14 protein-coding genes are annotated in these 12939 nt (G+C 35.4%); 9 read left to right on the top strand and 5 right to left on the bottom strand.

Annotated features, from left to right (window positions below):
* Window positions 1–61: 61 nt before the first annotated feature.
* From ABWU48_RS05475 to recF, 3 genes are all read left to right on the top strand, one after another.
* On the top strand, window positions 62–1489 hold the full coding sequence (locus tag ABWU48_RS05475; RefSeq protein ID WP_353288334.1) for a sensor histidine kinase: 1428 nt from the start codon (window positions 62–64) through the stop codon (window positions 1487–1489).
* 189 nt (window positions 1490–1678) lie between these two features.
* Window positions 1679–2146, top strand: a complete 468-nt coding sequence (gene bcp, locus ABWU48_RS05470; protein WP_209473278.1) for a thioredoxin-dependent thiol peroxidase — start codon at window positions 1679–1681, stop codon at window positions 2144–2146.
* Between the two features lie 16 nt (window positions 2147–2162).
* Window positions 2163–3260 (top strand): DNA replication/repair protein RecF, encoded by a 1098-nt coding sequence (gene recF, locus ABWU48_RS05465; RefSeq protein ID WP_264329605.1) that lies wholly within the window; start codon window positions 2163–2165, stop codon window positions 3258–3260.
* A 667-nt stretch (window positions 3261–3927) separates the two neighbouring features.
* On the opposite strand, the gene ABWU48_RS05460 is transcribed toward recF, so the two are convergent.
* The 3 genes from ABWU48_RS05460 to ABWU48_RS05450 all read right to left on the bottom strand — a co-directional run bounded on the left by ABWU48_RS05460 (window position 3928) and on the right by ABWU48_RS05450 (window position 5111).
* Entirely contained in the window at window positions 3928–4227 is a 300-nt protein-coding gene (locus ABWU48_RS05460) for a TrbC/VirB2 family protein (protein WP_353288333.1), read from the bottom strand.
* A gap of 114 nt (window positions 4228–4341) precedes the next feature.
* Window positions 4342–4671 (bottom strand): TrbC/VirB2 family protein, encoded by a 330-nt coding sequence (locus ABWU48_RS05455; RefSeq protein WP_209473270.1) that lies wholly within the window; start codon window positions 4669–4671, stop codon window positions 4342–4344.
* Window positions 4672–4859: 188 nt separating this feature from the next.
* Window positions 4860–5111 carry a TrbC/VirB2 family protein gene (locus ABWU48_RS05450; RefSeq protein WP_353288332.1) on the bottom strand — a complete coding sequence of 84 codons (252 nt, stop codon included), beginning with the start codon at window positions 5109–5111 and terminating at the stop codon, window positions 4860–4862.
* A 134-nt stretch (window positions 5112–5245) separates the two neighbouring features.
* On the opposite strand from ABWU48_RS05450, the gene ABWU48_RS05445 reads away from it, so the two are divergent.
* Together ABWU48_RS05445 and ABWU48_RS05440 are read left to right on the top strand one after the other, a co-directional pair.
* Window positions 5246–6061, top strand: coding sequence for a YihY/virulence factor BrkB family protein (locus tag ABWU48_RS05445; protein WP_264705821.1), 816 nt, complete (start codon window positions 5246–5248; stop codon window positions 6059–6061).
* Window positions 6048–6803: an SDR family oxidoreductase gene (locus ABWU48_RS05440; protein ID WP_012673418.1), complete on the top strand. Its 756-nt coding sequence runs from the start codon at window positions 6048–6050 to the stop codon at window positions 6801–6803. Before ABWU48_RS05445 ends, ABWU48_RS05440 begins: the two co-directional genes overlap by 14 nt.
* Window positions 6804–6927: 124 nt before the next feature.
* On the opposite strand, the gene ABWU48_RS05435 is transcribed toward ABWU48_RS05440, so the two are convergent.
* On the bottom strand, window positions 6928–7101 hold the full coding sequence (locus ABWU48_RS05435; RefSeq protein ID WP_167471214.1) for a hypothetical protein: 174 nt from the start codon (window positions 7099–7101) through the stop codon (window positions 6928–6930).
* Window positions 7102–7239: 138 nt separating this feature from the next.
* Between ABWU48_RS05435 and carB the strand changes: the two genes are divergently transcribed.
* The 4 genes from carB (at window position 7240) to ABWU48_RS05415 (ending at window position 11666) form a co-directional block, all read left to right on the top strand.
* Window positions 7240–10695: a carbamoyl-phosphate synthase large subunit gene (gene carB, locus ABWU48_RS05430; RefSeq protein ID WP_353288331.1), complete on the top strand. Its 3456-nt coding sequence runs from the start codon at window positions 7240–7242 to the stop codon at window positions 10693–10695.
* Between the two features lie 164 nt (window positions 10696–10859).
* Complete coding sequence (locus tag ABWU48_RS05425; RefSeq protein ID WP_080717592.1) at window positions 10860–11075, top strand: hypothetical protein; 216 nt, start codon at window positions 10860–10862, stop codon at window positions 11073–11075.
* Window positions 11072–11332, top strand: coding sequence for an IS110 family transposase (locus tag ABWU48_RS05420; protein WP_010082049.1), 261 nt, complete (start codon window positions 11072–11074; stop codon window positions 11330–11332). Before ABWU48_RS05425 ends, ABWU48_RS05420 begins: the two co-directional genes overlap by 4 nt.
* The gene (locus ABWU48_RS05415; protein ID WP_227738615.1) at window positions 11283–11666 is read left to right on the top strand and encodes a hypothetical protein; all 384 of its coding nucleotides are present in this window, start codon (window positions 11283–11285) and stop codon (window positions 11664–11666) included. Before ABWU48_RS05420 ends, ABWU48_RS05415 begins: the two co-directional genes overlap by 50 nt.
* A 174-nt stretch (window positions 11667–11840) precedes the next feature.
* Here the strand turns inward: ABWU48_RS05415 and ABWU48_RS05410 are convergent, their stop codons facing one another.
* The gene (locus ABWU48_RS05410; RefSeq protein ID WP_353288330.1) at window positions 11841–12821 is read right to left on the bottom strand and encodes an SGNH/GDSL hydrolase family protein; all 981 of its coding nucleotides are present in this window, start codon (window positions 12819–12821) and stop codon (window positions 11841–11843) included.
* Between the last annotated feature and the right edge of the window lie 118 nt (window positions 12822–12939).

Genomic DNA, 12939 nt, shown 5'->3' with positions numbered 1-12939 from the left:
TATTATATGCTAAATTTTATTATTAATAACATAAAAACCGTTGTTTCACAATAAGAAGGATATGTATAAGCTAGGTAAATTGATGTTTTCTGCGTTGAAGAAAAACAAATACACAAAAGTTATTGTATTACTCTCATCGATCTTTATGATTTTATTCAGTGTGATATATTGTAATCATTTACTAAGGAGTAATTTCCTTTCTTCTTACCGTGATTCAAGTGTAAACTTAAAAAGCGTACTGGAAAATGGCATAATAAAAAAATACCATTATTTACTAATAGAAAAGCATCACATTAAATACAAAAATTTTGACTACATAAACCAACTAGTAAAACTACGTGCTGAATTATTACAATCAGTGAGCAAAGTAAAGGATTTCATCTTAATACTGTATGATCAAAACGGCAGAATAATATTCAGTAATTTTAACACTCAAGATTATGATTATGAACAGTTACTTACAAACGATGAAATTGATAAACTATTAAGTAACCAAGAAATATTTTATACTACAGGAAATACATTAACTTCTATTTTCCCTATATTCCATGAAAATAGCGTTAAACCGTCGTTTTTTTTGAAGATTCTTCGAAACTACAATAATTCTTATGTTATAGCATATGGCCTGTTTTTAACATTTTTGGGCCTATTATTAATAATCTTAATATTAATAATGTTCTATTTGTACTTTTCTAATACCCAAATGCTAGCCAAGCAACATAAAACTAACATTGAATTACAGCAGATAAAAGAGACATTAGAGCAAGAAAATGCAAACAAGCTAAAGTTTTTTACAAGCGTTACACATGAATTACGCACACCTCTTAATGCTATTATTGGATTTGCGGAGTTGATCAAAAATAAAACTTTAGGTTCAATGGATAATTCTCAATACAAGAAGTATGCAGACGATATATATAATGCAGGAACACACTTACTTACCTTAATTAATGATGTGCTCGATTTTTCTAAAGCTGAATCAAGTAGTTTAACAGTAGAAAAAGTGAAGTTTAACCTGAACAAAATAATGGATTCATGCGTAAATATGCTATTACCTAAATTAAAAGAAGCCGGGATTAATTTAAAAAAAGAGATGACTAATAAACAATTATTAGTCATTGCAGATCCCAAGAGAATGAAACAAGTTATAATAAATTTATTATCAAACTCAATCAAGTTTACTCCCAAAGATGGTTTAATAAGAATGGTGATAAAAGAAAATATAGAAAAAAACTTATTAACTATTGAGTTTCATGACAATGGAATAGGAATAATGCAGCAGGATATATATAAAGTTATGTCTGTTTTTGGCCAAGCAGATTCGGGGTATAGAAACGAAGGTACGGGCATCGGATTGCCGCTAAGCAAGAAATTAGTAGAGTTAATGGGTGGAACTTTTGACATTAAAAGTGAAGCAAAACTTGGTACTACGATAACATTGAACTTCTTTTATGAAGAACAAACATGTGAAGATTCGATTGATTTTTAATAGGATCTATTTGATATGGCCTTACATCAGACGAAAACCACACTTTATCAAAAGCGGCAAGCCGAGAAGGTAGGCAGAAATTCATCAATAAGCCCCCATCAAGAATCTTATCTGTTAGCTATATATAAAATTTGATACTCTGACTACAATATACTACTATAGATAGAAGTGTTATTAATGGAGCAAGGTATGGAATTAGCAGTAGGAAATAATGCACCCGATTTTAGCTTACTAACAGATTCTGGTGAAAATTTATCACTGAGTGAATTTTTTGATAAAAAAAATGTAGTTCTTTATTTTTATCCTAAAGACGATACTCCGGGTTGTACAATGGAGGCAAAAGGCTTTAGAGATAAAATAGATGATTTTTCTTTCCTTGACACAGTGATAATTGGTGTATCAAAAGATAGTGTTAAGTGCCACACTAACTTCAAAGCAAAATATTCTCTGCCGTTTTCTTTAGTTTCTGATGAGAATGCTGAAATGTTGGGAAAATATGGTGTTTGGGTAGAGAAAAGTATGTTTGGCAAAAAGTATATGGGAATAGAACGCACTACTTTTTTAATAGATAAAAAAGGTAAAATAGTGAAGATCTGGAAAAATGTAAAAGTTAGTGGACATGTTGATGAGGTTCTGGAAGAAGTAAAGAGAATATAAACTAAAGAATAGGTTAATGGCTACCCATTGCTACATAAAAAAGCTGAAATTACATAATTTTCGTAGCCACTCAAACTTTGAACTGGATTCAGATGATAGCTCAGTTGTAATAACTGGCAAAAACGGTATTGGTAAAACTAATATACTTGAAGCAATCTCGTTGCTTGCTAAAAGCAATGGAATGAAAAAAGCAAAAGCCAGTGAGATACAAAATAGATTCAGTAATGAAGATTGGGTAGTGCACTATGATTTTTTTAATGGAATGGATTTTAATTCAATTGGTATCACAAAGAGTTTTGATAAGAAACTAATACAAATTGATGGAAAAACGCAATCGAGTTATTCATCTTTGTATAAGATATCCAATGTAATATGGCTGATTCCACAAATGGACTATGTTCTTCTCAATTCTCCAAGTGACAGATTAAAATTTTTAGACCGTATAGTCTCACTGTTTGAGGAAAATTACACTTGCTGCTACATGAAACACAGAAAAGCTAAACGTGAGCGAAGTAAACTGTTGAGAGAGAACACCTTGGACGAAAATTGGCTCTCTAGTCTTGAAAACATAATGGCCGTTAATGCAGTTAGTATTTTACGTATGCGATCGTCTGTTTTAAAGACACTACAAGACACAATTGATAACCATTCCAGTGAGTTTTTTCCGAAGGCAAGTTTGAAATTCAGCAGCCAGCTAACTTTGGACGATACTGCAGAATATTTTCAGAATCGTCTAAAGGAAAACAGAGAAAAAGATTCATTGACTGGTAGAGTAACCTTTGGTGTGCATAACGATAATTTTCGGGTTTTTTGTCAAAAAAGAAACGTACCAATAAATCTGTGCTCCACTGGAGAACAAAAGTTATTACTGCTTTCTATTATTTTATCCAGTGTAAAAGCAAGGTGTATTCATTACAATAAGGCACCACTTCTTCTACTTGATGATATAATGTCTCATCTGGATAAACATTACAGAAAGGCGTTAATGGAGGAAGTGTTAAGTATTCAATGTCAAACTTGGATAACTGATGTAAATCAAGATAATTTCAATAGCTATCTTTATTCTTTCAAGTTTTTTGAATTATCAAATGAATTAAATGCAAAACTTCCTTGACAAACCTCGCCAGCCCCCTTATCATGATACTGAAGGTATTCAGTTATCTTCATCTGTGCAGATTAAACAGCAAGAAAACAACGTAGTTGGCGTCTTATTTTTAATTTTTTACACTATGTGCACCTTATGTCTTCACAACATTTCTGGGTTTTTACCTATATAAGCTGAAATGCGCTTATAAGTCGTTTAAGACAGTATAGTACGCCGATTTTGCAGGATTAGAGAGTGACAACTAGCTAACCCGGGGTTTCTTTTGCCTTTTTTTCTGCTTAGTAAATTTCTTAAACATTCAAACTAAGGTGAGTTGCATTCAAAAGCAGCTAAATTGCAGTGTTTAAGACTTAAAAAACGCCAATACTGAAAATAGACAATGACCAGGGCTTCTTTTGCCTTTTTTTTCGTTTGGTAAATTTCTTAAATATTTATGGCTAAACGACAACCGTCATCCCGCTACTTGTTAGCGGCTGAGATACCGCGAATGAATCGCGGTATGACGGTTCGCGGTGACATGACGATAAGCCTTGTCATTCTAGCGCGTGGCGCTGGAATCCAGACTTTAACTGATATGATTACAGAAAGAGAATTTATTAGGTAGTTATAGACACTGAAAGTGGTAAAACTTACCACTTTCAAGTAAAGAAAACTACGTTTACGCCTTCTATAATTTCTATGGATTATTCACTACTGCACCGTTTTGACAAATCACACCTCCTGGTGTTATTTTTGAAACGACTACAGGAGCACCAAAAAACACAGCAGTAAATGCACCGAGTGCAAAAAGCGCTGGCCACGGCATTCTGCCAAATATTGCAAGCAAAGCTGCACCTATTATCACTATCGTGATCATCGGCCCACCTATACCTTGGGTATATTGTACTATTTTGCATATCACTGTTGACGTTTCATCAGCATTTGCATCAAACGCAAAGGAGAGAATTAAAGCTACAAGTAGAAGAAAATTTTTCATTACGCCTCCGATAATTTCTATTTAACGCTGTATTGTCTATCGCATTGATTAAATTTAAGTAAATGATACAAGAAGTATCATTTACTTAAAATTTCTTTGAGGCTGTGATACCTATTATGTACATTTACCATTAGTCAACGTTTTACCAGTAGGGCAAGCAATCGCACCATTCTGACAAAACGTACCATCTGGTGTTATTTTTGAAACAACTGCAGGAGCACCAAAGAACACGGCAGTAAATGCACCGAGTGCAAAAAGCGCTGGCCACGGCATTCTCCCAAATATCGCAAGCAATGCTGCACCTATTATCACTATCGTGATCATCGGCCCGCCTATACCTTGGGTATATTGTACTATTTTGCATATCACTGTTGACGTTTCATCAGCACGCGCATCAAATGCGAAGGAGAGAATTATAGCCACAAGTAGAAGAAATTTTTTCATTATGCCTCCGATAATTTCTATTTAACGCTGGATTATCTATCATTTTGATTAAATTTGAGTAAATGATGCAGTAAGTACCATTTACTCAATGCTTTTTACTGACAAGTATATTTTCCATCTGCATCAGGTTTCAATGTTTTCCCAGCATCACACGTCTCGCACTTACTTGCTGTAGTTGGTGCTATTTTTTAAACAACGGCAGGAGCACCAAAAAACACAGCAGTAAATGCACCGAGTGCAAAAAGTGCTGGCCACGGCATTCTACCGAATATCGCAAGCAAAGCTGCACCTATTATCACTATCGTAATCATCGGTCCACCTATACCGTGAGTATAGCTCATTATTTTGCATATCACTGCTGACGTTGCATCTAGCTCATTAGTATTTGCATCAAACGCAAAGGAGAGAATTAAAGCCACAAGTAGAAGAAATTTTTTCATTACGCCTCCTATAATTCCTGTTCTATGTTAAATTATCTATCCCTTTGATTGAATTTAAGTAAATGGTGAGGATTTTTTGCTTAAAAGTATCCTTTATTTCATTTAGAATACTTTTCTTGGTTCGTTTATATTACATGCTACAGAAATTTTACGGTATTGTTTATTGTCTTTATCGTGCTTTGATTGACACAATTTATAATGATGGAGTGGAGCATGCAGGGTATCTATCATTTTTAATTCTGTTATCAATATTTCCTTTTCTCATCGTTTTAATGGCTGTGGCATCAACATTCGCAAATTTCTTAGACCAGTATAACATTGGCTGGGTATTTATCATTGATAACATGCCACAGGATATTTTGGCATCTTTGATGCCGCGTATCAGAGAGATAATATCAGGCCCGCCGCAAAGCTTACTAACTTTAGCAATTGTAGGTGCTGTTTGGACCGCTTCATCGACAATTGAAGGGCTTAGAACAATACTCAATAAGGCCTATAAAGTTCCGGTTTCGCCGCCTTATATATTAAGAAGAGTACTAAGTATATTACAATTTTTAGTAATCACGCTTATTATAACTCTAACTATAGTGTTTTCTACACTAGTACCAATGCTAATTGATTTTTCCTATCAGGGACTAAGTTATACTAGGTATTTACTTATTGAATTTATACTTTTCACAGTAGTCTCTTGGCTATATTTTATGTTACCAAACATAAAACAAAATTTATCAGACGTATTTCCTGGATCTTGTGTAGCTGTTATTCTTTGGACGATTTCTGCTTCAGCTTTTAAGCAATACTTAAAAGCTTCCTTTGACCAACTGGATTTGATATATGGAAGTTTAGGTGGTGTGGTAGTGTCATTACTATTTTTTTATATGCTAAGTTTGATTTTTATATATGGAGCAAAATTCAATTTTCAGCTAAAATATTTCAATGGATCTCGCTAAGGAGAAAGAAATGGGTAAGTTAGAAGGTAAAGTAGCTTTAATCACCGGAGCTTCAGGTGGAGTAGGCTCTGCTGTTGCAAAAAGGTTTATAAGAGAAGGTGCATGTGTGATTCTGATTTCAAGATCTCTTGATAATCTCAAGCCACTATATAATGAAATTGAAGAGCTTGAAGAATTTAAAGAAGGCTCTGTGAAACTAATTCAGCTTGATCTTTTAGACTTTGAGAATGTAAAGATACTGACAAACATGATAGAAAGCCTGAAATTATCAGAATCTGGAGCACTTGATATATTAGTTGCGTGTGCTGGAATTTTAGGCAAACTGAACCCCATTCATGACTGTGAGATTGAAGAGCTACAGAACGTAATGAATACAAATTTTACTGCCAATTGGTACTTACTAAAAAACTTAGATCCAATGCTAAAAAAGTCTAATGCTGGAAGAGCGATATTCATGACCTCAGAAGTGACACTTTCTCCTTCCTCTTATCCATATTGGATGCCGTATGCTGCAAGTAAAGTTGCACTAGAAATAATGGTGCAGATATATGCATCTGAGACAAAACATACAAAATTATGTGTAAATGCTGTATACACGGAAGGACCTGTGGGTAGTGAGCAGGCATTTCCTGGATCTGAATTGGTGTCACCTGATAAACTAACAGATAAATTTGTGGAATTAGCTTCTGAAGACTGCAGCATATCAGGAAAAATCTTACCGCTCAGCAAATCTCCCGAATAAATTACCATAGTATCTGCAAAGATACCGTTAAGCCCACAATTGTATGAACATTGTGATTTGAGAGTAATCTCCACTAGGAAGGATGTCATCCCAGTGCCTCTATGGTGTCATTCCAGTCTGGAATCTAGTCTTTATTATGCAGCCACTTATTTAAAGTTAAGTTTTCTGGATCCCAGACTGGGATGACACCTCTGGGCACTGCCGTCATAAAGGAACCAGTGTCAGCTACTTGAATGACATCATTTGCTGTGCAATTTACCTTCAAAAATGAATGTTTGTACAGCTGTGTGTCAAGCACTGGAATCTGCCACGCAAATTGCAATGTTCGTACAGTTATGCGTCAAGCCTAAAAGTAATTAGCTAATAGGTTTAATAAAAGTTCACATATACAGGAAAGATTGGTAACATTACTTGAATAGAGACCGTTATTGTAATTATGCCGAAACGCACAGATATAGAATCTATATTAGTAATAGGAGCAGGCCCAATAGTTATAGGTCAGGCATGCGAGTTTGATTATTCCGGAACGCAAAGCTGTAAAGTATTAAAAAGCGAAGGTTATAAAGTCATTTTGGTTAACTCCAACCCCGCAACTATAATGACAGATCCTGAGTTTTCTGATGCGACGTATATTGAGCCGGTACTGCCTGAAATCATAGAGAAAATTATAATTAAGGAGAGGCCAGACGCAATATTGCCAACAATGGGCGGGCAAACAGCGCTCAATTGTGCAATAAAACTTGCAGATGATGGAGTGTTAGACAAATACAACGTAGAATTAATAGGGGTAAATAGAGAAGCAATAAAAAAAGCAGAGGATAGAGAGTTATTCCGTCAGTCCATGGATAGAATAGGACTGAAATACCCCAAAAGTATCATTATAAAAAATCAAGAACAAATAAAAAAGGCTTTGGATTACATTGGATTACCAGCAATCATCCGCTCGTCATTCACCCTTGGTGGTGCAGGTAGCGGCATAGCATATAATAAAGAGGAGTTTTTCAATATCGCAGAAAGTGCTCTCAAAATTTCGCCAATAAATGAAGTTCAGATAGATGAATCAATTATCGGCTGGAAAGAATATGAAATGGAAGTTATCCGCGATTGTAAAGATAACTGCATAATAGTCTGTTCGATAGAAAATGTTGATCCGATGGGAGTGCACACTGGGGATAGCATAACTGTTGCTCCTGCTTTGACTCTGCGTGACGTAGAATACCAACAGATGAGAAATGCATCTATAGCAGTGCTGAGAGAAATTGATGTTAGTGCCGGTGGTGCAAATGTTCAATTTGCAGTGAATCCTAAAGAAGATGGAAGCCTCGTTGTGATTGAGATGAATCCAAGGGTTTCTCGCTCTTCTGCACTTGCTTCGAAAGCAACAGGCTATCCTATTGCAAAAGTTGTAACTAAACTTGCTATTGGCTATTCGCTCGACGAAATACGTAACGACTGTGCTCCAATAATACCAGCAGCATTCGAACCAGTGATTGATTATATCGTCACTAAAATTCCTCGATTTGAGTTTGAGAAATTTAAGGGGACGAATTGTGAATTATCAACCTCCATGAAATCAGTGGGAGAAGTGATGTCTATAGGCCGCACTTTTAATGAGTCACTACAGAAAGCTTTCCGTTCACTTGAAACTGATTTTACAGGACTTGATGAAGTATTTCCTGAGAACATTGATATTGATCACATAAAATCTCAATTAGCAAAATTGCTACCAAACAGATTACTGATTGCTGCTGACGCAATGCGCCACGGAATTAGCATAGAAGAAATAAATTCGATTACAGGATATGACTTATGGTTTCTGCAAAATATACAGCAAATTATATTAACTGAACAAAAAATCGAGGAAAATGGATTTCCTGGAACTGCGTACGAAATGTTAGAGCTGAAAAAAATGGGATTTTCAGATGCAAGATTAGCAAAGTTAAGTAATAGACCTACCTCTGTCATTCCAGTACCCTCTAATGTCATCCCAGTGCGTGACACTGGGATCCAGCCAGCGTTACACGCTGGAGATCGAGTAAAACAAATCGAAGAAATAAGAAAAAAATTTGGCATTAAACAAGTTTATAAACGCGTAGACACCTGTGCAGCTGAATTTGAATCGAGCACTGCTTATATGTATGGCTGCTATGAGGGTGATGTTGAAAATAAAACGGAATGTGAGGCGAATATTTCTGACCGAGAAAAGGTTGTCATTTTAGGAAGTGGTCCAAATCGCATTGGTCAAGGTATTGAGTTTGATTATGCATGCGTACATGCAGCTTCTGCCGCCAAAGAAATGGGGTATGAAACAATAATGATCAACTGTAATCCCGAAACTGTCTCAACTGACTACGATACCGCTGATCGTTTATATTTTGCACCACTCATTGCAGAGGATGTGCTTGAAATACTAAGTAAAGAGCAAGAAAATGGCACACTGGTTGGTGTAATAGTTCAAATAGGCGGTCAAACACCTTTAAAGTTAGCCAAAGTGCTTAACGAGAGAGGTTTCAAAATTCTGGGAACTTCGTTTGATTCTATTGACCTTGCAGAAGATCGCATGAGGTTTAAAAACCTTGCTTTGCAACTTAATTTAAAACAACCTGAAAATTCTATCTGCCATTCAGTAGAAGAAGCGTTAACCAACGCAGAAAAGGTGGGGTTTCCACTAGTAGTCAGGCCATCATATGTCCTCGGCGGTCAGTCTATGTCGATTAGACACGATACTCAGAGCTTTAAAGAGTACGTCTTAGATCAAACTAAAATCTTTGAGCATGGTTCGCTGCTTCTTGATAAATTTTTAGTCAATGCAGTTGAGGTTGACGTTGATGCTGTATGTGATGGGGAAAAAGTTTTCATTGCAGCGGCCATGGAGCATATTGAAGAAGCTGGTATCCACTCTGGTGATTCAACATGCTCAATACCGACAAATACATTGAGTGACGAAGTAATAAAAGAGATCGAGCTCCAAACTGAGAGAATAGCATTAGCATTAAAAGTGAAAGGTCTGATAAACATTCAGTTTGCTGTTCAAGAGAATAGACCTCTTGCAGAACCTGTTTGTGATGAGAAATCTTTAGGAAAAGTGCAGATGAGCACCACAGAATACTCGAATGTATTTGAGGAGCGCAGACAAGCTTTGACGACAAAATTGCCTTCAGAAATCGAGTTATGCAAGAGGTCTAGTGATGTATACATACTTGAAGTGAATTTAAGGGCTAGTCGAACCGTTCCTTTTATTTCCAAGGTAATCAATATTCCTATTGCAAAGCTTGCCACTCAGGTTATTTTGGGTAAAAAATTGAATCAGGAAAACAAGCCTTTCAATCATTTTGCAGTTAAAGCTGCTGTTTTTCCATTTACCCGCTTTGCAGGAGTTGATACTTTACTTGGTCCTGAAATGAAATCAACAGGAGAAGTGATGGGAATTGATTCATCATTTGAAGCTGCACTTGCAAAAACGTACATGGCTGCAGGATACAAGTTACCAACAGAAGGAACAGCTCTGGTTTCAGTAAAAGATGATGATAAAAAGTATATATTGCCAGTTGCACGAATGTTGAAAGAACTGAGTTTTGAAATATATGCCACCAAAGGCACAGCTTCGTATCTGAACAATAACGGCATTGCTGCACAAGCTGTAAATAAAGTAAGAGAAGGCAGACCCCACATAGTTGATATGCTCAAAGATGGAAAAATAAATCTAGTGATTAATACTTCAAAAGGTGTAAAGTCAGTCTCAGACAGCAAAGATATCAGGAGCACTGCTATTTTGCAAAATATAGCTTACAGCACCACAGCTTCCGGAAGTAAAGCGTTAGTGCTTGCAATTCAATATGTAAAGAATAGCAAACTGGAAGTGAAATCATTACAGCAGATACAAAACGTTTAAATATCAAAACTAGAATAATTCACTCTCAAAATGCTAAAGAGAACATAATAAAAAGATGGAAATTTTGAAGGAAATAGTATACCTAAAGAATCAACTAGCGTAATTGAACAGCCAAATGCTGCAACGAATGCTCCACAATCTCACCTAGAGGACACTTCCCTTATATGTTAAGAACAAGTCTTTATAAATATCAAAGTAGTGAGATTAAAGACACACAGAGAAGAGGAATCGTCACGCCCCTTGATTATAAGAATCGTTGTTCAGCAAGGTTCTCTTCTCTGGTTTATTATACTGAAAGTTCCGAACAACTGATTGAGCTTTTAGGCTCGTATATAAGGCTGGAAAATGCAGTATATGTTATTATTACGGAGGAATTATGAATTCATCAAACATTATTGCTGGCATTGATGTTAGCAAAAGTAAATTAGATCTCCACATTCACCCACTTGAGCATTATAAAATATTTGAAAACAATGTACAATCCATTGATGAAATGCTGGACTTTTTACGTTTGCATAATGTAACCAAAATTGGTCTTGAGGCAACTGGTGGATACGAAAAATTATGTGCCTATACTTTACTAAGCAATGGTTTTGAGGTGTACGTCATTCAACCAAGGTGGGAGAGACTATGCTAAAAGCCTTGGTATTACTACAAAAACTGATAAAATAGACTGCAGTATCATCTCACGTTATATTAATAATACAGATATGCGTGTTACTCCTTTAACAGTTAGTAATGGTAATATTGATTGCTTGAAACAAAAATTATCTCGTAGAAACCAACTTGTAGAAATAGCAAAAATACAAAAAACCCAAATCCAACAGGTAACTGATACATCTATAATCAAACAAATAGAGGAACTTCTTGCAATTTTACGTAATCAAATTAAAACTTTAGAAGATGAAATGATTACATTTATCGATCAAAACCAAGAGCTTAAAAGAAAATATATATCAATAACTATATAGTAGCGGGATGACGGTTTTTCAAATTATCGGTAAATCTAAGTCAGTTTAGCTATAGGCAGCAATTTTCTGTATTTATTTTAAATTGAAGAAAGCTCAAATGAAAGATCGTGTTTTGCTAAAAATCACAGAATGCAGTCTGGTTACTATTTAAAAGGATATGTTCAAAAAACTGTGTCAAATCAACTCATACACTTCATTACCAACTTCATGATGAAGTTCCGCAGTTGGATGGAAATAATCAAAAAAGAAATAATCCTTTAGTGTTTCTTTGCTACACCCAAGGTTATAGTGAACGTCAAGTTCCCCTTTAAATATCAACTTTAAGAGTATTTTTATATTTTCTTTAAATCTCCCAACTTGGTCTGCAATGTTCGATGTGCATGCATCTTGACAATTTAAACCTTTGCTCTTGTATTCGCTAAACATACTTCTCATTTTAGAGTTAAGATCAAATGCTTTTATTTCAAGATTTGTACTTTTCTTCATATAATCTAAGCCTTTAGCCAGTTTTGCATTGAAACTCTCCGTGAGCTTTGTAGCTAGTTCCCTTGCTTCTTCATCTCTATTAAAAGCTGGTATTGAGCCAACTTCAGGTGCATTTGCAACAACTACATGCTTAACACCATGTTCATTTAGAACCTTAAGTGCATTACATATTTCACTCACTGCTTGTTCCAACACTTCTTCCGCTTTAGTATCGTCATAAGCAGTGGCAACCATAACATCATTTCCGCCGATTATGATGCAAAATAAATCTTCTTTACCTATATCTGGATGATGTTTAATTACCGCATCTAGCTGGTTAGCTAAACGAAATTTATTGAAGAAATAAGAAAAAATAGGGTCAAAAATTTCAGATGCTGTTGCACATGAAACTGCGTAATTCTGACCTTGCTGTTCGTGGCATCTCCCAAAAAATGAATAACTCCACCCAGGTTTAAATTCATCTAAATCTAAATATTTTGCTATATATTCAACAGCAGTAGGGCCATTGCTAAAAGATCTTCCTTGATAAAAAGGATCATCAAATTTTACGCTTTTTGCAAAGGATAAATTATTTAAAATTCCAATGATTGCGCCATTATCGGATAAGCTATCACCCAGAACATAAAAATTTCTATACTTTGAATTAGAATTGTCATTTTTGTTTGTCATAATATTTACCGTAGATTAGCATGTTGTTTCATTAGATTCATAGAAAAAGAAAAATAGCGGTGAAATTATACAACTTTGGCCTAACTTGCTCTCCACTTTTTCCGGGCAAAATCAGCTT

This window comes from Wolbachia endosymbiont (group A) of Tromatobia lineatoria (assembly GCF_964028565.1).
Lineage (GTDB): Bacteria > Pseudomonadota > Alphaproteobacteria > Rickettsiales > Anaplasmataceae > Wolbachia > Wolbachia pipientis.
Note: the sequence above shows the minus strand (reverse complement) of the source record. Positions and strands in the feature narration are given on the sequence as shown.

Coding starts and splice junctions, on each gene's coding strand:
- ABWU48_RS05475 (WP_353288334.1), top strand. CDS start 62: ATGTATAAGCTAGGTAAATTGATGTTTTCTGCGTTGAAGAAAAACAAA.
- bcp (WP_209473278.1), top strand. CDS start 1,679: ATGGAATTAGCAGTAGGAAATAATGCACCCGATTTTAGCTTACTAACA.
- recF (WP_264329605.1), top strand. CDS start 2,163: ATGGCTACCCATTGCTACATAAAAAAGCTGAAATTACATAATTTTCGT.
- ABWU48_RS05460 (WP_353288333.1), bottom strand. CDS start 4,227: ATGAAAAATTTTCTTCTACTTGTAGCTTTAATTCTCTCCTTTGCGTTT.
- ABWU48_RS05455 (WP_209473270.1), bottom strand. CDS start 4,671: ATGAAAAAATTTCTTCTACTTGTGGCTATAATTCTCTCCTTCGCATTT.
- ABWU48_RS05450 (WP_353288332.1), bottom strand. CDS start 5,111: ATGAAAAAATTTCTTCTACTTGTGGCTTTAATTCTCTCCTTTGCGTTT.
- ABWU48_RS05445 (WP_264705821.1), top strand. CDS start 5,246: ATGCTACAGAAATTTTACGGTATTGTTTATTGTCTTTATCGTGCTTTG.
- ABWU48_RS05440 (WP_012673418.1), top strand. CDS start 6,048: ATGGATCTCGCTAAGGAGAAAGAAATGGGTAAGTTAGAAGGTAAAGTA.
- carB (WP_353288331.1), top strand. CDS start 7,240: ATGCCGAAACGCACAGATATAGAATCTATATTAGTAATAGGAGCAGGC.
- ABWU48_RS05425 (WP_080717592.1), top strand. CDS start 10,860: ATGTTAAGAACAAGTCTTTATAAATATCAAAGTAGTGAGATTAAAGAC.
- ABWU48_RS05420 (WP_010082049.1), top strand. CDS start 11,072: ATGAATTCATCAAACATTATTGCTGGCATTGATGTTAGCAAAAGTAAA.
- ABWU48_RS05415 (WP_227738615.1), top strand. CDS start 11,283: ATGGTTTTGAGGTGTACGTCATTCAACCAAGGTGGGAGAGACTATGCT.
- ABWU48_RS05410 (WP_353288330.1), bottom strand. CDS start 12,821: ATGACAAACAAAAATGACAATTCTAATTCAAAGTATAGAAATTTTTAT.